Genomic DNA, 20,468 nt, shown 5'->3' on the forward strand with positions numbered 1-20,468 from the left:
CATTATGCAAACCCATTTAATAATTGATAGACAATCACTGATCTACGATAACCAGCAACCGCAATGGCAACGCTTTGTTTGGCCAGCGGATACCGTTGCCTCTGGTGCATCGCTGAGTTGGATCACCACCAATACAGGTACACGTATTTATGGTGATTATCGTGGCGTCTGGGGCATTATTCGTTTACTGGAAGATGCCAATATCGCCCCTTATGCCGGGAGTACCAGCAGTTATTCTGTCAGTTGGAAAACCTTAAATGGGCAATCCTTAAACTACACCTTAAGAACCGAAATGGGCGAGGGCCCAATCGCGCTTTTACAACTACGTAATTTCGTTTTACCTGAAAAGATCTTTTTGGATTAAAATTTTTGATTAATGAGTGATGTTAGATTTATAACAGAGCTAGTTGTTATATCGTAGTTTTGAATAATTATATCACGATTGATGGACAAGACTAAAATGGATAGTTACGGATTACTACAAAAGTTTAAACTTAATCGCCCATTAAATAACGAAGAAATAGCTGGTAGACTTGATCAAAATGACCGTACTGATATAACCAATGAAGAGTTAATTCCTGATATAAAAGTGATTGCAATAAATTCTCATTATCTAGAAATGGTGGATAAATATTATTTTTCAAAAGGATTTGTGAGTCTTTTTTCGTCTTTAGGTACTGTTACATTTTTAAGTTGTACATTATTATTTATTATAGATCTCATTTTTTCTAATCAATTCACTAAAGAAGATATTATATTTACTTTTATCATGGTCTCTCTATTTCTTGCAATGGGACTTTTTATGTTCTCTTTACTGAAAACAGAGTGGTTTGCATGGACACACTACCCATTACGTTTTGATCGTAAAAATCAAATGGTTTACGCCTTTCGCACTGATGGTTCTATTATTTCAGTACCTTGGAAGAAGGTATTTTTCACCACGGGACTTGATTACGCTAAAAGCATGAAAAACGACTATTATATTAGTGGGCATGTTCTTGCTGATGATAATAAAACCATTGTTGATACCTTTTGCCTTCCTGCCTCCACCGGTAATTTTGAATTACTGAAATATCATTGGGAGTTTATTCGACGTTATATGGAAGAAGGGCCTGAAAATATTATTCAACAAGTTGAATTTTGTTTACCGATAGCCAATAAAAAAGAAAGTTATGGATTCACGTTCTTTTATATCAGCACGTTATTTAAAGGTATGTTGAAAATTTTAATGCCATTGATGTCTCCAATTATTTTTATTATTAGTATTCCTCGCTATATTGCAATCTTAACCAGTCGCCGTCCTGTTTGGCCAAAAGAGATAGAAGAACAATGCAAAATAGACCCTAATGATCCTTATATCTTAAATGAAAAAACGAATCCTAAAGATCTCTGGAAAGCATTTTATTAAAAGCCATTTTAAATTATTTAATCTCTCATTGTTATGACAGTTGTTTTATTGTTGTTATAGGCACTTATTCATATTTTATTGAAAAATATGATATAATTCGTAAACGGTCTAAACTATATTTATCATAAAAAATACTTAACGATACCCCATATATCAATTACCTCCTATTTATCCCACCATGGAAATGGAGATGTATGAATTTAAACAAGCACTAGGGCAAGACTAAAATGGATTATTACGGATTACACCCTAAGTTTAAACTTAGCCGACCATTGAATGATAAAAAATAATAGTTCAATCTCTTAATAGAATCCGTTTTATTATCTATGGTATTTAGGCAACTTATTAATTAGGGAAGAATTACTGTATAAATTGAATAAAAGCATCTGCGACTTTTTTAGAGCCTTCATAAATTTCAATTTTTTCTAATTCTTTTAATAAATAATGAGGGGCATGTTCAACTAAAAACCGCATATTGCCCTCACTTATCCAATGTTCAGACTCTTGTTGTGTATGAGTGATTTCAATGGCAAGACTCCAGCTATTTGGCTCATAGGGCAGTTGAGTCGTTGGATAATAAAAACCAGTTAAGGGAGGTGGCGATTGTCTTCCCCCTTCAACAAAGGCTAACCAGATGATTTTAACGCAGACATTGGTATGCATATTATTTTCCAGTAGGTACTATCTTCAGATAAAAAATATCCGCCTTTAAGGCGGATATTTTGCTATTTGACAGGGATTACGCTTCGTCCACGTTTTCTTCGTCTTCAGGTGTCGGTTCTACAATTCGAACTTTATTAATTCGATGGTTGTTCACTTCTAACGGCTCAAATTCAATGCCATCAATAAGGATCTTCTCACCAACAGTTGGAACACGTTGTAAATGCTCCATTAATAAGCCTGCTAAGGTTTCATACTCACGTTTTTCATCCAATTTGATTGGAATATAAAGCACTAAGTCTTCAAGTGGTGTAAAGCCATTAACCGTCCATGAACCATCTTCATTTTGAACCAAGTCGTGACGTGAATCGTTTTCTTCAGAGCTGACAGGTAAGTTACCTGCAATGGTTTCCATAACGTCAGTTAACGTGACGATGCCCTCTACTGAACCAAATTCATCTACGACAAACGCGAAGTGTGTATGTGCACTTCGGAATTGTTCTAATGCTTGCAGTAAAGATAAACCTTCAGGGAAGATCAGCGGTTGTGTTACTAATAATCGTAAGTTTAACGGCTCATTACGTAATTGTTGATTCAACAGCTGAATAACATTAACAACCCCAACAGGTTCATCACTGTATTGTTCATCAGTGATCACTAAGCGAGAGTGAGGATCTTTTTCCAATAATTGGCGGATATCATCTTGTGTTGCATTTAAGTCTACATATTCAACATCATGGCGAGAAGTCATGATACTGTTAACGTTACGTTGACTTAAACCAAGTACACGCACAATCATTTGGCGTTCTTGGGGATCAAACACCTCTTCAGCATTAGAGACCAAATCAGATGTGTGATGATCTAATTCAGATGATTCAGGCTTACCATTAATAATGCGTAACACCGCTTCTGCTGTTCGTTCACGTAAAGAACGAGAGGCTGATAAGAAACGGCGGCGATTAAATTGTGCTAACTGATTAAAGACTTCTATCATGATAGAGAAGCCAATCGCTGCATATAGATAACCTTTTGGAATGGCGTAACCAAAGCCTTCGGCAACTAATGCAAAACCAATCATTAGTAAGAAACTTAAACACAAAATAACAATAGTTGGGTGGTTATTGACGAAGTTTGTTAAAGGCTTACTTGCCAGGATCATCAAGAACATTGCGATAGTAACAGCTGCAATCATAACGCCTAAATGATCAACCATACCCACAGCAGTTATTACTGAGTCAAGCGAGAATACCGCATCCAGCACGATAATTTGAGCAACAACAGACCAAAAACTGGTTGTTTTACGTTGTTTTCCCTCATTATGGTCTTTACCTTCTAGCCGTTCATTAAGCTCCATGGTGGCCTTGAACAGCAAGAATATCCCTCCGAGAAGCATAATTAAGTCTCTTGCACTGAAAGGATGATCAAACAGTGTAATAAGAGGTTTTGTCAGAGTGATAAGCCAAGAGAGACTAAATAACAACACGACACGCATTACTAAGGCACATAATAGCCCTGTTATACGTGCTTTATCTCTTAGTTTTGCTGGGAGTTTATCTGCCAGAATAGCAATAAAAACAAGGTTATCAATACCAAGTACGATTTCGAGAACAATTAGGGTGGAGAGTCCTACCCAGATCGTCGGATCCAAGATCCATTCCATACAGTTTGTTTTACCTTCTATAAAGACGGCTTATGCCGACTTGGGAATAATGAGCAATTTGCAGGAATTTTTCAATAATTTATTATCAGTATTAGGGGAATTATTTCATTTTGTCTAAAAGATTGTGATACCAATTACATCAATAACTACCACCAAGTGAGAGAGTGAGTTACTATGTGATCAGGTTAACAAATTGTCAGTACATTGATACTGGCAGGTTTATTTTCAGACGGGAGTTATTTTCATGTCAAAACAGCAAATCGGCGTGGTTGGTATGGCAGTAATGGGACGTAACCTTGCGCTAAACATTGAAAGCCGTGGTTATTCTGTATCCATCTACAACCGCTCAAGCGATAAAACCAACGAAGTTATCGCTGAAAATCCAGGTAAAAAACTGGTTCCGAATTATTCTATTGAAGAGTTTGTTGATTCGTTAGAAAAACCGCGCCGTATCTTATTAATGGTAAAAGCGGGTGAAGCAACGGATAAAACAATTGCTGCATTGACACCGCATTTAGATAAAGGCGATATCCTTATCGATGGCGGAAATACTTTCTTTAAAGATACCATTCGTCGTAACCGTGAATTATCAGCGCAAGGCTTTAATTTCATTGGTACCGGTGTTTCAGGTGGTGAAGAGGGCGCATTAAAAGGCCCTTCAATTATGCCTGGTGGACAAAAAGAAGCTTACGAATTAGTCGCGCCAATCCTTGAAAAAATTGCGGCTGTTGCTGAAGGCGAACCTTGTGTGACTTATATCGGCGCTGATGGCGCGGGTCACTATGTGAAAATGGTTCACAACGGTATCGAATACGGTGATATGCAGTTGATAGCAGAAGCCTATTCAGTATTAAAACACTCTTTAGGTCTAACTAACGAAGAACTAGCAGAAACCTTTACCGAGTGGAATAAAGGTGAATTAAGTAGCTACCTGATTGAAATTACTGCTGACATTTTCCGCAAAAAAGATGATGAAGGTAAATACCTTGTAGACGTTATCCTTGATGAAGCGGCAAACAAAGGGACAGGTAAATGGACTAGCCAAAGCTCTTTAGACTTAGGTGTACCAGTTACTCTTATCACTGAATCTGTGTTTGCTCGTTATATCTCTTCATTAAAAGATCAACGCGTTGCGGCATCTAAAGTATTATCCGGCCCAACACCTAAAGCATTCTCTGGCGATAAAAAAGCCTTTATTGAAAATGTTCGTCGTGCATTGTATTTAGGTAAAATTGTCTCTTATGCTCAAGGTTTCCAACAACTGAAAGCCGCATCAGACGAATATAACTGGGATTTAAACTACGGTGAAATCGCGAAGATTTTCCGTGCGGGTTGTATTATTCGTGCGCAATTCCTGCAAAAAATTACAGATGCTTATAACGAAGATGCAAGTATTGCAAATCTACTGTTAGCACCATATTTCAAACAAATCGCTGATGATTACCAACAAGCTCTACGTGATGTTGTGTGTTATGGCGTGCAAGCAGGTATTCCTACACCAACATTCTCTGCTGCTATTTCTTACTATGATAGCTATCGTGCAGAAGTGTTGCCAGCAAACTTAATCCAAGCTCAACGTGACTACTTTGGTGCGCATACATATAAACGTACTGATAAAGATGGCATCTTCCACACAGAGTGGATGGAATAAAACCTTAGAACAATGAGTTATAATATTTAGGGGTGCTGGTAATACAGCACCTTTTTCATTTTGAGCGATTAAATTCAATTACAGCCTCATCTCTTTGCTGATCTATATAGGATGCTAAGTCATTTACATGGAGCATTCTAAGTGGCTTTTGGCTATCATTTAAGCGATATGTTGGTATTGGTAGTTCACCCGTATTAGCTTTTCTTTCTGCCGTAGTTAAACTTATTTTTAGATATTTTGGCGCTATTTCTTTTTAATACTCGATGTTAATTTGGATTTATTGACTTGCTTAGGGCTAGGGCGGGGCTTATACCCCCGTCACGGATAAACTATCTAAAATTTAAGTCATGAAGATAAGACTCGACATAACAGCAACAATTACGAAGTAAATATTTGGATTTAATCGCTTCAACGAAATAGGCACTAGCGCTTCTCGTTATGGGATTACCGCTGATGCTAACTCAGAAGAAAGGATCATTGAGTATAGAAAGATACTTCAGAAAGAGTTTACTTGTGATTTATATATTTCTGATAATATTGCTAACAGGCTGTACAACTACAGAGAAAATTTACGTTACAGCGCAATGCACACTGATACCAGAGGTGTTAACTCAGTCTATAATAGTGCCACTACTTCCCGTAAGATAACTTATTGCTAGGTTTTTTTGGGATTAACCCTTTAATTACAACAAGTAATAAAGGTAATAAGCGGTTTAGAGTAATATGAGAAATTGAACAAGAGTGAACTCTAGATAGCATAGGGTTAATGTGATACGTACGATATTATAAATGCAAGGAATGCGATTATTGCAATAATACCTAAAGATAAAATGACCCTAAAGAACGTCCAGAATGTATTGGATGCACCTATCTTCCAAAAGCAAAAAAATACTGAAATGACCAGTATAAGTTGAATAAAATATAGTCCAAAAAGTGAGTTCATTTTTATCCTTTAGAGTATTGGTAACTTGAATTGATATTAATATACATAAGCTAAATATTAATAGCTATCAGCTAATCACTAGTGTTTTTTTATTGGAGATAGGTATGTCAGATAATATTATTCAATCAAAAGCCTCATTAGACACAACTAAGTTAGATAAGTTAAAATCAGAGATCAAGGCTTAAACCGATTAGTTAAGGTATGATATAGATAATATTCGAGTCTCTACTTCGAAATGTTACATTAATATTCACAAAGAAAAATAAAGATGAAACTAAAAAATAGCTTTAATGATTATACAAAAACTGAATTTAAACAATTTATTAAAGCTATAATTAAATGTGAAGGTGGCGAAAAAATACAAGATGATAATTTAGAATATTTTATTAAAATCACTGAGCATCCTGAAGGTTCGGATCTGATTTATTATCCAGAAGGTAATAATGATGGAAGTGCGACTACTGTTATTAAATAAGTTAAAGAATGGCGGGCTAAAAATGGCAAAGCAGGATTTAAAAAAGGTTAATTATTGCTCTTATTAAATTAATAGAGGACTCTTATTGGCATTATTTGTTTCTTTGTATGTGAATAAATCAATAGATGAGTTTCTTAGTGATCCTGTTTTATTTTTAAGAAATAATAATGTATATCATTTCAATGAAGATAAGAAGAGTGATGATTTTATAAATAATGATGAGCAACAACTTGGACTTGATTTTTAATATAGTAAAAACTCAATAAAAAAGAGAGCATTTAAATAAACACTCTCTTTTATCATTATTTATTTAAGAATAGATCCAATTTATTATTCTGATACTTTTATATAACAAGATTCTTTGTTTTCATTATTTGATACTAAATCAGTATCTAACTTGGTTTCTATTGATATTTTCCCACTAAAAACAGCATTCATTCTCTCTTTGTCCAACGCACTTTCCCAACGAGCGACAACAATACAAGCGCAGGCATTACCCACTAGATTAGTTAATGCGCGACATTCTGACATAAAACGATCAATACCTAGGATCAAAGCCATACCCGCAACGGGAACACTAGGAACAACCGATAATGTTGCGGCAAGAGTAATGAAACCGGCGCCTGTAACACCCGCAGCACCTTTTGAGCTGATCATGGCAACAAACAGTAACGTAATCTGCTCTGTTAACGACAAATCAACGCCTGTTGCTTGAGCGATAAATAAAGCCGCCATGGTCATATAGATATTAGTGCCATCTAAATTAAAGGAATAACCTGTAGGAATAACTAAACCAACGACTGATTTTTTACAGCCAAGCTGTTCCATTTTACTCATTAATGTGGGTAATGCAGCTTCAGATGAAGAAGTGCCTAATACCAACCAAAGTTCATCTTTTATGTATTTAATTAAAGAGAGGATAGAAAAACCGTTATATTTAGCAACAGCACCTAAAACTACCAACACAAAAAGTAATGCAGTTAGATAAAAAGTAATCACCAACAACATTAAATTGCCAATGGAAGAAATGCCGTATTTACCTATTGTAAAAGCCATTGCACCAAAGGCACCAATAGGCGCTAACTTCATTAGCATACCAACCATCTTAAAAACCGGATCGCAAAGATGCTGTAAGAATTTTAATACAGGTTCACCTCGTGATCCTGTTGATGCTAATGCCAAACCAAAAACGACAGAAACAAACAGTACTTGTAAGATATTGCCGTTAACTAATGGGCTAACGATAGTATCTGGGATGATATTCATAAAAAAATCAACAAGAGAAGAGCTGTGTGCCTGAGTGACATACATTTCTACTCGGCTACTGTCTAATGATCCTGGAGAGATATTTAAACCATCACCAGGACGAATAATATTGGCAGTGATTAATCCAATAACAAGTGCAATTGTAGAAAATGTGAGAAAGTAAATCATCGATTTACCCGCTACTTTTCCAACGGCTTTCATGTTGTTCATACCTGCAATGCCGGTCACTACGGTTAGAAAGATAACAGGGGCAATGATCATTTTTACTATTTTGATAAATCCATCACCTAAAGGTTTGAAAGATTCGCCAATATCAGGGTAAAAATGGCCTAATAGAATACCTAAAATGATAGCAATAATGACTTGGATATATAACACACGATAAAAGGGGAGCTTGCGGGATGATGTCTGCATAAAAATTCCCTGTAACTGAAAGATATTGACTAAATAAAAAAGAAATCATGATGTAAATTATTATTTACATTTATTTTGTTGTGACAAGTAACTTAAAGGTATGAGTAAATCAGGTCAATAAAATAAAGTTGATTTTATCAAATATTGTGCTCTTCATCTAAAAAATTAGATTTTAATTCCCATTTTTGTGTTTTTTTTGAAATTTATTTAATTTAAATGTCGAGTTAATAAAATTATTTTTTGTTTAATTTTGTGGGGCTTATTTGGTGATATGTATATATAAATGGGTTTTAAAGTGAATAAAAAAACTAGAATGTAAATGAAAATGGACGGTGATAAGTGGGGTTAAGCGGTTAGTAAGTAGGTTATTTTTATCCTTAGATTTATTACGGAAAAAATGTACCATTCACAAAACCAGTAATAAAAATAAATTCTAACCAACAAACAAATAAGCATTCTGAAAGAACAATAATAAATGCGAGTATTGAAGGGAATTCTGAGGTATCCCGTACTAAAATAAATAAGCGAGGTATTATGATTGCAGAGAGTATGATTTTTATTGCCAAAGCAAGTGTAACAAAATAAATAGCAATATATAAAGAAAACACTTCGATTTGAATGAGTGGCACAATAATAAAATAAAAAAGGACTATGCTACTAAGAATTATTATGGCAGAACTACCTAGCCAATATTTAAAAAATAAAAATTTTAGAGAATATTGTTTTGTGATCAGAGCTTTTAATTTATTCACAATTTTGTCTCTTATTTATAAACTAAAGAAATTATAAAGGTAAGCAAAAAATAAGCTATGAGATAAAGATACAATAATAAGTAAATTATAAAAAAGAAAAGCGTTTATTCGTGGCGGTAAGAGATATGAAAACTAAAAGAGCGCATAGGCGCTCTTTTATGGATCATAAAAAATGATCTTTATTTCACTGGGATTTTAATTGCATTATCAGATTCAATTTCAATAGGAGCTAATGGAGCATCTTCAATAAATTCATTTGATGCTCTACCGCTAAATACATCATTCATTCTTTCTTTATCTAAGGCATTTTCCCAACGAGCTACCACAATACAGGCACAAGCATTACCCACAAGATTGGTTAATGCACGGCATTCTGACATAAAGCGGTCGATACCTAAGATTAATGCCATACCCGCGACAGGAACACTAGGTACAACGGATAACGTTGCTGCCAAAGTAATAAAACCAGCGCCAGTGACACCAGCAGCACCTTTTGAACTGATCATCGCAACTAAGAGTAGTGTGATTTGTTCTGTTAGTGAAAGTTCAATACCTGTAGCTTGTGCAATAAATAGGGCTGCCATGGTCATATAGATGTTGGTGCCATCTAAATTAAAGGAGTAACCCGTTGGAATAACTAAGCCTACCACTGATTTTTTACAGCCTACATTTTCCATTTTACGCATTAAGCTAGGTAATGCGGCTTCTGAAGATGACGTTCCTAATACTAGCCAAAGCTCATCTTTAATATATTTAATTAACGAGAGAATAGAGAACCCGTTATATTTTGCGACAGCACCTAATACTACAAGAACAAACAGGAGTGAGGTGATGTAGAAAGTCAGAACAAGCAATACCAAGTTACTGATTGATGAAATCCCATATTTGCCAATGGTAAATGCCATTGCACCAAAAGCGCCGATAGGGGCTAATTTCATTAGCATACCGACCATTTTGAATACAGGATCAGAGAAGTTTTGTAAAAACTTAAGAACAGGTTCACCACGAGCACCTGTAGAGGCTAAAGCGATACCAAAAACTACGGACACAAACAGTACTTGTAAGATGTTGCCATTAACTAATGGACTAACAACGGTGTCAGGAATGATGTTCATTAAGAAACCAACAATAGAAGAATCATGTGCTTTTGCTACATAACTTTCTACTTTGCTCGCATCTAATGAGGCAGGAGAAATATTTAAACCATCACCCGGGCGAATAATGTTAGCAACAATCAAACCAATAATTAATGCAATGGTTGAGAAAGTGAGAAAGTAAGCCATGGATTTACCTGCGACTGTACCTACTGCTTTCATGTTGTTCATACCTGCAATGCCCGTCACTACGGTTAAGAAAATCACAGGTGCGATGATCATTTTTACAATTTTGATAAAAGCATCACCAAGAGGTTTAAATGATTCACCAACATCAGGATAAAAATGTCCAAGTAAGATACCGAGTAATATGGCAACAATAACCTGTACGTATAATACTTTATAAAGCGGTTGTTTTTTAGTTGAAGTTTGCATGAAGATTTCCCTGCACCTATTGGTACATTATTTATATATTTATTTGTATGTTAGAAAATAGCCGAGATGTAAATAAAGTTTTACATTATTGTGTTTTTATTGATGCTAACTTAAATGTACGAGTAAATCAGGTCAATAACATAAAATCTATTTAGTTAATTATTGAGTGCTGAATCGAGAAAAATAGTAAAAAAAGTCTGTTTTGTATATTTTTTAGCGTTATAGATAAAATGATATGAAATTAATGGGGTTTATTCTTATTTTTTTATAATTCTTAGTGTTAAATATTGCAGATGTTTTTGGTTAGATAATCTAATATTACTTTTTGGTGTGTAAATCTATATATACAATAAGAATCGATATTATGATAACAATTACCCTTAGTTGAATAATGACTAGGGTAATTGTTAAAAATAATTAGCTTTTATATTACTCGCTTTCTTCTTCGCGAATAAAAGAGATTAATTCAGGTTGTGCAATACGTTTGTAATCTTGCGTATTAAGAATAATTGAGCGCTCTAATGTACCCGCATTAAAAGCAAGTTCATCAAAACGTTCAAAAAGTAGAGGATCAGCCACAAGCTTTAATGCTGGGTGAAAACTAAAGGGAGGAATAGCACCAAATACGCATTGGGTAAGATCATCAACTTCTTTGGGGCTTGCCAGCGATGCCCTTGTTCCACCAATTTGGTGAGCGAGTTTCGATAGATCGGCTTGTTTATCAGCGGGTAATATTGCAAGAACATGTTGTTTAATACCGTTACCTTTTATATGGCAAACAAGTCCTTTTGCTCCCTGTCCTAATTGTGTTCCTCTGATTTTTGCAACTTCTTCAGAACGACCTGCGGTAGGGTGTTCCATTACACGATAAATAGCATGGTTTTTATCTAATAAAGTAGTAAGTTGCTCAAAAATAGTCAAAGACATCAATGACTCCTGATTTAATAAGTTATTTCTTTAAGGTCATTATACGACTTTAAAAAAAATATTCTGCTGTGATGTTCATGGCTGGTTTTGATTATTTTGATAAGCTTTTCAAATTATTTTGTTACAAATGATAACATGTTAATAGTATTATCCTATTGAATTAATAGGGTAATTGGGCTTCTTTATTTAATTACCTGTAATAAAATGATAAACAAATTGATATTTATTCATTATTTTGATGATGATCAATTTAAGAATAAAAAGAATAGAACATATTAAAACATAGATTTAATTACTAAAAAGGAAGTCAATAATGGCTGTTTCAACATTCTATATCCCTTCTGTAAATAAAATTGGTGCTGGTTGCCTTGCTGACGCGGTAAGTTCAATGAAAGACTTCGGTTTTCATAAAGCATTGATCGTCACTGATAGCATTTTAAATCAACTGGGTGTTGTTGATAAAGTCAGTAAGTTACTGACAGAAGCCGGTATTTCTAGCATAACTTATGACGGTACAGCACCAAACCCTACTGTTGAAAACGTAGAAGCGGGTTTAGCTCTACTGAAAGAAAATCAATGTGACTGTGTGATTTCTTTAGGCGGTGGTTCTCCACATGATTGCGCTAAAGGTATTGCGTTAGTAGCTTCTAATGGTGGAAAAATTGCAGATTACGAAGGTGTTGATCGTTCAGCTAAACCTCAATTACCACTGATTTCAATCAATACCACTGCCGGTACTGCATCAGAAATGACACGTTTTTGTATCATCACAGATACTGCGCGTCATATCAAAATGGCTATCGTTGATAAAAACGTTACCCCAATCTTATCTGTAAATGACTCAGAATTAATGATTGGTATGCCAAAAGGCTTAACCGCTGCAACAGGTATGGATGCATTAACTCATGCAGTTGAAGCTTATGTTTCAATCGCTGCAAACCCAATCACTGATGCATGTGCATTAAAAGCGGTCACTATGATCAGCGAGTCTTTACGTAAAGTTGTTGATAATGGTGGTGATGCACAAGCTCGTGAGAATATGGCTTATGCCCAATTCTTAGCAGGCATGGCATTTAATAATGCTTCTTTAGGTTATGTACACGCTATGGCTCACCAATTAGGTGGTTTTTATAACTTACCTCATGGTGTATGTAATGCTGTTTTACTGCCACATGTTCAAGCTTATAATATCCAAGCAGCAGCAGGTCGTTTAAAAGATATCACACAAGCAATGGGTGTTGATGTTTCTGCAATGAGCGATGAGCAAGGTGCTAAAGCATGTATCGAAGAAATTCGTAAAATGGCTAAAGATGTTGGTATTCCTGCTGGTCTGAAAGAATTAGGTGTGAAAGAAGAAGACTTTAAAACATTAGCTGAAAATGCGCTGAAAGATGCTTGTGCAATCACTAACCCAGTTCAAGGCACTGAAAGTGATGTTATTGAGTTATTCCGCCAAGCTATGTAATGCTCAAGAAATAAATAACAACTGAGACTTGTTATTTATGTCTTAACTGAGCAATAAAAGCACTTCAAATTTTCTAATTGAGGTGCTTTTTTGTTTATGTATCGCTTTCTCGTCTGGTGACTCTAAGGTGTGTTGGTTAGTTAGAAATTATTCTGCTTTTTTATGGCGCTCTTGTAGACAAGCAATGACATCAGAGAGTGATAGTGATTGGTCTTGTAACAATACCATTAAATGATAGAGCAAATCTGAGGCTTCGTTTCTTAGCTCTTCTCTGTCATTAACTGTGGCGGCTAATGCGGTTTCTACGCCTTCTTCTCCTACTTTTTGAGCTATACGTTTTGTACCGCTGGCGTAAAGACGAGCAGTGTAAGAGCTATCGGGTGAGGCATTTTTACGTTCACGTAATATATTCTCCAGCTCATAGAGAAATCCCCATTGGCTTTGTGCAGGAGCAAAGCAACTTTCAGTACCATTATGGCAAGTTGGCCCAATCGGGTTAGCTAAAATAAGTAAAGTATCATTATCACAGTCAGGATAAATATTGACTAACTTGAGAAAGTTGCCCGAAGTTTCGCCTTTTGTCCATAAACGCTGCTTAGTGCGAGAATAGAAAGTGACATTTCTACTTTTTAGTGTCACATCTAGCGCCTCTTTATTCATGTAGCCTAGCATTAATACATCACCTGAAATGGCATTTTGGATAATAACTGGCATGAGATTATCCACTTTTTCCCAATCTAATTGCGCTAATGTTTCACTATTCATTATATTCTTACCTTAACGTCATTTTTTGCAAGATATTGTTTTAGTTCGTTAATATTAATAATTTGTTTGTGAAAAACAGACGCTGCAAGTGCGCCATCAACATTGGCTAATTTAAAGGCATCAAGAAAGTGTGACATTTCGCCAGCACCACCAGAGGCAATAAGAGGTACATTTGCAACTTGGCGCACTTGCGCTAATTGTTTCAAGTCATAGCCTTGTCTGACACCATCTTGATTCATCATATTTAAAACAATTTCACCTGCGCCTAGCTTCTGAACTTCACGTACCCAATCAAGTGTTTTCCAGTGTGTTTGTTGTGTGCGTTTTTCATCACCAGTGAATTGATAAACTAGGTATTCGCCTGTTTTTTCATCAAACCAAGTATCGATACCTACGACAACACATTGAACACCGTAGCGTTCTGCCAAGCGTGAAATCAATGTTGGATCAGAAAGTGCAGGGGAGTTGATCGAAATCTTATCTGCCCCAAAAGAGAGAATTTTTCCTGCATCTTCAACGGAACGAATGCCACCAGCAACACAAAATGGTATATCAATGACTTCAGCTACTCGTGATACCCAGCTTTTATCAACAACTCGACCATCAGAAGAAGCGGTAATATCATAAAATACCAGCTCGTCAGCGCCTTCTTTGGCATAGCGTTCAGCAAGAGGGACAATATCTCCAATGATTTCATGATTACGAAATTGAACACCTTTAACGACTTGTCCATCACGAACATCAAGACAAGGAATTATGCGTTTTGCCAACATGATATCGCCTCTTTTAATGTAAATTTGCCTTCTAATAATGCTCTACCAACAATAATACCCGCGACGCCAGATGCCGGAAGTGCTGCGATATCTTGTAAATTACCAATACCACCAGAAGCTTGAAATAAAATGTCAGGGAAACGTTGGCTAATTTCTGTATACAATTCAACGTTAGAGCCTGCCAATGTGCCGTCACGAGAAATATCGGTACACAACACATGTTTTAATCCGACACTTTGATAAAGTTCGATGATCTCTTCGAGGGTGTAAGGAGAATTCTCTTGCCAGCCACTCACCGCGACCCATTTTTTGCCTTGTTTATCAATACGAACATCCAGGGCTAATACAATGGCATCTGCACCATAGCGCTCAAACCAAGTCTTAACCATTAGTGGTTGACTGACTGCAGTAGAGCCAATAACAACTCTACTTGCTCCTGCATCGAGTAATGATTTCACATCATCTTCTGTACGAATGCCACCACCCACTTGTACTGGTACATTCACACAAGCAACAAGTTCTTTTAACAGTGAAATTTGACGAGCAGAAGGATCTTTTGCACCCGTTAGATCCACTAAATGAAGGAGTTTTGCACCATCTTTTTCATATTGTTGATAGCGTGTCAGCGGATTATCATCGTAATCGCGTTGTTTTGCGTAATCACCTTGATGAAGGCGAACGACTTTCCCGTCAATTAAATCTAATGCTGGAATGATCATAACGCGTTACATCTCCAAAAAATTCTTGATAAGTTGAGCTCCCGCTTTTCCAGAGCGTTCTGGGTGAAATTGCACACCATAAAAGTTATCTTTTTGAATTGCGCTACTAAAACGAGAGCCGTATTCAGTTTCGGCAATGGTTGATTCATTTAATGCTAAACCATAACTGTGAACAAAATAGAACCAAGCATCGTTATCAAGAGAACGAAAAAGGGGATGAGCAGGTTTCGCTAATACTTGATTCCAACCCATATGAGGTAATGGTAAACCTGCTGTATCTAATTTATCAATTGTGCCATCAACTAGCCCTAATAAAGGGACACCTTTGCCTTCCTCACTCAGTGAAGCCAATATTTGCATACCTAAACAAATCCCTAAAACAGGCTGTGTTAACGCTTTAATTAAAGGAATTAATTCGCGAGCCTCCAGTTGTTCCATTGCTGCGCGAGCCGTTCCTACTCCGGGTAAAAAGAGTTTATCCGCAGATAGCACAACGTTTTTTTCATAGGAAATAATGGGATCATAACCAAGTCGCTTAACGGCATAAGCGACAGAGGCTAAATTGGCACAACCTGTATCGAGAATAACTACTTTCATCACAGAACACCTTTTGAGCTTGGTAAAGTATTACCTTCAACACGAATAGCTTGGCGTAATGTACGACCAAAGACTTTAAATAAGCTTTCAGCTTTGTGGTGATCGTTTTTGCCTTTTGATTTCAGATGTAATGTGCAACCCATGCTGTAAGAGAGTGAACGGAAAAAGTGTTCTATCATTTCTGTACTTAGATCGCCAACACGCTGATATTTAAATTCTGCTTTGTATTCAAGGTGTGGACGGCCTGAAATATCTAATGCACAGCTTGCAAGGCATTCATCCATCGGTAATGTAAAACCAAAGCGAGCAATACCACGTTTATCACCCAATGCTTCGCGAAGGGCTTCACCTAAAGCTAGGCCAGTGTCTTCAACGGTGTGGTGATCATCAATCACTAAGTCGCCTTGTACATCGATGTTCATGCGAAAACCACCGTGAGTGGCAATTTGATCAAGCATATGATCAAAGAAACCGACACCCGTACTGATTTGGCTGTCACCTTCACGATCAAGCCAGATACCAATAGCAATTTGTGTCTCTTTTGTTTTACGTTCAACGTGAGCGTAGCGATCTTTTTTTGTGAGTTGTTCTGTGATAACAGCCCAATTGAGCTCATTGGTATTATAAAGTAAGCCTTTGATACCCATATTTTTAGCTAACTGAATATCTGTTTGTCTATCACCAATAACATAGCTGTTATCTTTATCGAGTGCGCCATCAACTAAGTATTGTGTTACAAGCCCTGTTTCAGGTTTGCGACAAGGGCAGTTATCTTCAGGTTTATGAGGACAAATTAAAATATCATCAAAGGTTATTCCTTGTGATGACAAAATTTGCATCATCAAATTATGTGGAGGATCGAAATCCGCCTGAGGAAAACTTTCTGTGCCTAATCCATCTTGATTTGTGATCATAATAAGCTTGTAACCGGCCTTCTGTAGGGCGATCAGTGCAGGGATCACCCCATTTTCAAAGGCGAGTTTATCGAGTCTATCAACTTGATAATCTGTAGGTGGCTCGGTGATTAAAGTGCCATCACGGTCAATAAAAAGAATTTTTTGGCTCATGGTAAGCTCCCTCAATTGTGATTTTTGTTGTTATCGTTTTAATATTTTATACGTTTGCAGTTTGAATATTTTTTATGGCATTAATCACGCTATCACATTCTTCGGCTGTACCGATAGAAATACGCAAGCAACCATTAAGCCCATATTGACGTTGTTGATCGCGTAAAATGATCCCTTGCTCCCATAAAGTACGGAAAACTAGATTAGCATCAGTGAATTTCACTAAAATATAGTTGGTTTCACTGTTATAAACCTGCTCGACGTTCGGTAATTTTTTTAACGCATTAGATAAAATCGTTCTGTTACGAGATATTTCAGCAACACGATTTTTCATCACCTCAATACCTGCCTCAGTTAATGCTTGTGCTGCAATGTCGGCAACAGGTGTTGATAGTGGATATGGTGCAATCACTTTTAGTAATAATTCAATAACGGGGGGATTGGCAAGCGTAAACCCACAGCGTAATCCAGCTAATGCAAATGCTTTCGATAATGTGCGCAAAATAACTAAATTCGGATAATCTTTAAGCCATGAAACAATGGATGCTTGTGGACAGAATTCTATATAAGCTTCATCAACTGCAACTATAGCTTTGCCTTTAGCGAGCTCTAATACATCACGAATAAGTGAAGGGTTAACAATGTTCCCTGTTGGGTTATTAGGGCTACAAAGATAGATCAGTTTTACATTATCAAGCTGTAATGCCATTGTTTTAACATCAGGGCTCCAATCCGCGAGTGTAGGAATAACACGTTGTTCTATGCCAAACGTTTCTGCACTTACGCTATACATGCCATAAGTAGGAGGACAATAAAGCACAGCATCTTTACCTGGTTCACAAAAAGCTCGAATAAGTAGTTCAATGGCTTCATCTGCCCCACGGCTGACTAAGACTTGATTTGGATTAACGTCTGCGTATGTGGCATAACGATTAATAACATTAACAGGCTGACATTCAGGGTAGCGGTTTAAATTTTTTTCATTAAAAGTGAATTCGGGTGCAATAGGGTATTCATTTGCATTTAACCAAACTGAACCATTTCCTCCTAAACGTCTTGCAGACTGATAAGGCGTTAACTCACGTACATTTTTTCGAGCAAGTGAGGTGATATCAAATTCATTTTTCATCGTTATTTCTCCCCTGAGCCAAAGCATTAACACGAAGTGTGACCGCATTTTTGTGAGCTGTTAATTGTTCAGCTTGCGCCAATATTTCAATAGTTTGTGCTAAATCAGATAAACCTTTTGCCGTGAGTTTTTGTACGGTCATTCGCTTCATAAAGTCAGCCAAACCTAAACTTGAGTAGGTTGAGGTATAACCATAAGTCGGTAGAACATGATTAGTGCCTGAAGCATAATCTCCCGCAGATTCAGGAGACCAAGCACCAAGAAAAACAGAACCGGCACTGGTAATACTATCAACACGTGTATCAGCATCATTAGTTTGAATAATCAAATGCTCAGGACCATAGCTATTGCTGATTTCAATACACTGATTGAGATCACGAGTAATAATGACTCGGCTTTCAGCTAAAGCTTGTTTGGCAATTTCAGCTCGGCTTAATTGAGTAAGTTGTGCTTCAGTTTCAGCAATAACTGCTTTGGCTAATGTTTCATCTGGGGTTAATAACACGACTTGTGAATCAGGGCCGTGCTCTGCTTGCGACAGTAAGTCAGCTGCAATAAATGCAGGGTTTGCATCTGCATCAGCAATCACCAAAACTTCTGAAGGGCCTGCTGGCATATCAATAGCTGCCCCTTGTAGTGATTGGCTAACTTGACGTTTGGCTTCTGTAACATAAGCATTTCCAGGGCCAAAGATTTTATCTACTTTAGGGATAGACTCTGTACCAAACGCCATTGCCGCAATCGCCTGCGCACCACCTACTTGGAAAATTTCCTCAATACCAATTTGTTGAGCAATATATAAAATTTCATCAGCAATAGGAGGAGGCGAGCAAAGAATAACTTTGCGACAACCCGCAATACGCGCTGGGATACCTAACATCATTACGGTTGAAAGTAATGGTGCTGAACCACCAGGAATATAAAGCCCTACTGCATCAATGGGTCTACTTACTTGTTGGCAAAATACGCCAGATTGAGTCTCCACTTCAATAGTGTTAGGAATTTGAGCTTCATGAAAACGGCGAATATTATTCATCGCCTGTGCTATTGCTTGTTTTATTTCGTTATTCAGTCTTGCTGTGGCTTCATTAATTTGTGCTTTTGGCACCAATACACTTTCCGGCGCTGCCTTATCGAATTTTTGGCTAAGTGCTTTAAGCGCTTTATCCCCATCATTGCGTACCTGTGAAATGATGCTAGCTACTTGTTCTGTAATTGAACCGGATGCTGAAATAGCAGGGCGAGTTAATAGCACTTGTTGTTGTTCTTGCGTGCATTCATTCCAGTAAGTTAATGTATTAAAACCCGTTTTCATCATTTCACCTTATTCCATCATTTTTTCAATTGGTAAAACAAGAATTGAACTTGCACCTAATGCTTTTAGTTTTTCCATTGTTTCCCAGAATAGGGTTTCGCTACTGACCATGTGCATTGCAACGCGATTTTGGTCACCTGCAAGAGGCAGAATAGTTGGTCTTTCTGCACCAGGAAGTAACGCAATGACATCTTCGAGGCAATCACTTGGTGCGTGTAACATAATGTATTTTGATTCTCGAGCTTGGATAACGCCTTGAATGCGCGTTAGTAAACGGTCGATAAGAGCTTGTTTGTCGGCCTCCATTTCCCCGTCGCGTTGGATCAAGCACGCTTTTGAGCGATAAATAACTTCAACTTCTTTTAAACCGTTAGCTTCTAATGTTGCACCAGTAGAAACTAAGTCACAGATAGAGTCAGCAAGACCAGCACGAGGAGCAACTTCAACAGAGCCATTTAATAGACATGATTTAAATTTGATACCTTTTTGGTCTAGATAACGTTTTAGCAGATTGGGGTAAGAGGTGGCTATACGTGTATTATCTAGGCATTCAGCACCTTGATAGTCGAAATCAACAGGGGTCGCAAGAGATAAACGGCAACCACCAAAATCAAGACGCCGTAGAGTGAGATAGCTTGGTTTTTCGCCTTGTGCGCGACGTTTTAATAACTCTTCTTCTAATACGTTTTCACCAATAATTCCTAAGTCAACCACGCCGTCCATCACCAGGCCAGGAATATCGTCATCTCTTACACGTAAAATATCGATTGGCATATTTTCCGCATAAGCGATCAGACGCTGTTGGTTTAAGTTAATTTTGATGCCACAGCGTGCTAAAAGGGCGCGAGACTCATCACTTAAACGACCTGATTTTTGCATTGCAATTCTTAATCTTGTTTTGTCTAACATAATATTACCCTGTCCTTGTCTCAATTTTTTGTTTGAAAATTAGC

21 protein-coding genes are annotated in these 20,468 nt (G+C 37.0%); 6 read left to right on the plus strand and 15 right to left on the minus strand.

Annotated features, from left to right (window positions below; translation table 11 throughout):
* Together JEP40_RS12260 and JEP40_RS12265 are read left to right on the plus strand one after the other, a co-directional pair.
* A partial coding sequence (locus tag JEP40_RS12260) for a type VI secretion IcmF C-terminal domain-containing protein (RefSeq protein ID WP_332873098.1) occupies positions 1-364 on the plus strand: 364 nt, incomplete at its 5' end.
* Between the two features lie 96 nt (positions 365-460).
* Complete coding sequence (locus JEP40_RS12265) at positions 461-1,408, plus strand: DUF6708 domain-containing protein (RefSeq protein WP_198623782.1); 948 nt, start codon at positions 461-463, stop codon at positions 1,406-1,408.
* 360 nt (positions 1,409-1,768) lie between these two features.
* On the opposite strand, the gene JEP40_RS12270 is transcribed toward JEP40_RS12265, so the two are convergent.
* Both JEP40_RS12270 and JEP40_RS12275 read right to left on the minus strand, forming a co-directional pair.
* On the minus strand, positions 1,769-2,071 hold the full coding sequence (locus JEP40_RS12270; protein ID WP_198623783.1) for a hypothetical protein: 303 nt from the start codon (positions 2,069-2,071) through the stop codon (positions 1,769-1,771).
* A gap of 76 nt (positions 2,072-2,147) precedes the next feature.
* Positions 2,148-3,728, minus strand: a complete 1,581-nt coding sequence (locus JEP40_RS12275; protein ID WP_198623784.1) for a TerC family protein — start codon at positions 3,726-3,728, stop codon at positions 2,148-2,150.
* Positions 3,729-3,972: 244 nt separating this feature from the next.
* Between JEP40_RS12275 and gndA the strand changes: the two genes are divergently transcribed.
* A complete protein-coding gene (gene gndA / locus JEP40_RS12280; protein ID WP_198623785.1) occupies positions 3,973-5,379 on the plus strand; it encodes an NADP-dependent phosphogluconate dehydrogenase in 1,407 nt (468 codons plus the stop codon).
* 55 nt (positions 5,380-5,434) lie between these two features.
* Here gndA and JEP40_RS12285 read toward each other — a convergent pair whose 3' ends face one another.
* The gene (locus JEP40_RS12285; RefSeq protein WP_198623851.1) at positions 5,435-5,626 is read right to left on the minus strand and encodes a pyocin activator PrtN family protein; all 192 of its coding nucleotides are present in this window, start codon (positions 5,624-5,626) and stop codon (positions 5,435-5,437) included.
* Positions 5,627-6,590: 964 nt separating this feature from the next.
* On the opposite strand from JEP40_RS12285, the gene JEP40_RS12290 reads away from it, so the two are divergent.
* Both JEP40_RS12290 and JEP40_RS12295 read left to right on the plus strand, forming a co-directional pair.
* A complete protein-coding gene (locus JEP40_RS12290; protein ID WP_198623786.1) occupies positions 6,591-6,797 on the plus strand; it encodes a bacteriocin immunity protein in 207 nt (68 codons plus the stop codon).
* Positions 6,798-6,882: 85 nt separating this feature from the next.
* Positions 6,883-7,044, plus strand: coding sequence for a hypothetical protein (locus JEP40_RS12295; protein ID WP_198623787.1), 162 nt, complete (start codon positions 6,883-6,885; stop codon positions 7,042-7,044).
* A gap of 83 nt (positions 7,045-7,127) precedes the next feature.
* On the opposite strand, the gene JEP40_RS12300 is transcribed toward JEP40_RS12295, so the two are convergent.
* The 4 genes from JEP40_RS12300 to JEP40_RS12315 form a co-directional block, all read right to left on the minus strand.
* A complete protein-coding gene (locus JEP40_RS12300; RefSeq protein ID WP_198623788.1) occupies positions 7,128-8,477 on the minus strand; it encodes a dicarboxylate/amino acid:cation symporter in 1,350 nt (449 codons plus the stop codon).
* A gap of 386 nt (positions 8,478-8,863) precedes the next feature.
* Positions 8,864-9,229: a hypothetical protein gene (locus JEP40_RS12305; protein ID WP_198623789.1), complete on the minus strand. Its 366-nt coding sequence runs from the start codon at positions 9,227-9,229 to the stop codon at positions 8,864-8,866.
* A gap of 179 nt (positions 9,230-9,408) precedes the next feature.
* A complete protein-coding gene (locus tag JEP40_RS12310) occupies positions 9,409-10,758 on the minus strand; it encodes a dicarboxylate/amino acid:cation symporter (RefSeq protein WP_198623790.1) in 1,350 nt (449 codons plus the stop codon).
* Positions 10,759-11,187: 429 nt separating this feature from the next.
* Entirely contained in the window at positions 11,188-11,685 is a 498-nt protein-coding gene (locus JEP40_RS12315) for a YbaK/prolyl-tRNA synthetase associated domain-containing protein (protein ID WP_198623791.1), read from the minus strand.
* A gap of 313 nt (positions 11,686-11,998) precedes the next feature.
* On the opposite strand from JEP40_RS12315, the gene yiaY reads away from it, so the two are divergent.
* Positions 11,999-13,150, plus strand: a complete 1,152-nt coding sequence (gene yiaY / locus JEP40_RS12320) for an L-threonine dehydrogenase (protein ID WP_198623792.1) — start codon at positions 11,999-12,001, stop codon at positions 13,148-13,150.
* A gap of 147 nt (positions 13,151-13,297) precedes the next feature.
* Here the strand turns inward: yiaY and hisIE are convergent, their stop codons facing one another.
* Genes hisIE through hisG form a run of 8 tightly spaced genes read right to left on the minus strand, consistent with a single transcriptional unit; the run spans position 13,298 to position 20,424 of the window.
* Entirely contained in the window at positions 13,298-13,915 is a 618-nt protein-coding gene (gene hisIE, locus JEP40_RS12325; protein WP_232799274.1) for a bifunctional phosphoribosyl-AMP cyclohydrolase/phosphoribosyl-ATP diphosphatase HisIE, read from the minus strand.
* Positions 13,915-14,688, minus strand: a complete 774-nt coding sequence (hisF, locus tag JEP40_RS12330) for an imidazole glycerol phosphate synthase subunit HisF (RefSeq protein WP_198623793.1) — start codon at positions 14,686-14,688, stop codon at positions 13,915-13,917. Before hisF ends, hisIE begins: the two co-directional genes overlap by 1 nt.
* Positions 14,670-15,407, minus strand: coding sequence for a 1-(5-phosphoribosyl)-5-[(5-phosphoribosylamino)methylideneamino]imidazole-4-carboxamide isomerase (gene hisA / locus JEP40_RS12335; RefSeq protein WP_198623794.1), 738 nt, complete (start codon positions 15,405-15,407; stop codon positions 14,670-14,672). The genes hisF and hisA overlap by 19 nt, the downstream gene beginning before the upstream one ends.
* A gap of 6 nt (positions 15,408-15,413) precedes the next feature.
* On the minus strand, positions 15,414-16,004 hold the full coding sequence (gene hisH / locus JEP40_RS12340; RefSeq protein ID WP_109410081.1) for an imidazole glycerol phosphate synthase subunit HisH: 591 nt from the start codon (positions 16,002-16,004) through the stop codon (positions 15,414-15,416).
* Positions 16,004-17,071 carry a bifunctional histidinol-phosphatase/imidazoleglycerol-phosphate dehydratase HisB gene (gene hisB, locus JEP40_RS12345; protein ID WP_198623795.1) on the minus strand — a complete coding sequence of 356 codons (1,068 nt, stop codon included), beginning with the start codon at positions 17,069-17,071 and terminating at the stop codon, positions 16,004-16,006. Before hisB ends, hisH begins: the two co-directional genes overlap by 1 nt.
* A gap of 46 nt (positions 17,072-17,117) precedes the next feature.
* A complete protein-coding gene (hisC, locus tag JEP40_RS12350; protein WP_198623796.1) occupies positions 17,118-18,200 on the minus strand; it encodes a histidinol-phosphate transaminase in 1,083 nt (360 codons plus the stop codon).
* Positions 18,190-19,518: a histidinol dehydrogenase gene (gene hisD, locus JEP40_RS12355; RefSeq protein WP_198623797.1), complete on the minus strand. Its 1,329-nt coding sequence runs from the start codon at positions 19,516-19,518 to the stop codon at positions 18,190-18,192. Before hisD ends, hisC begins: the two co-directional genes overlap by 11 nt.
* A 6-nt stretch (positions 19,519-19,524) precedes the next feature.
* Entirely contained in the window at positions 19,525-20,424 is a 900-nt protein-coding gene (hisG, locus tag JEP40_RS12360) for an ATP phosphoribosyltransferase (protein ID WP_198623798.1), read from the minus strand.
* Positions 20,425-20,468: the final 44 nt, after the last annotated feature.

The sequence above is a fragment of the Proteus vulgaris genome (genome assembly GCF_016239305.1).
GTDB lineage: Bacteria > Pseudomonadota > Gammaproteobacteria > Enterobacterales > Enterobacteriaceae > Proteus > Proteus vulgaris_C.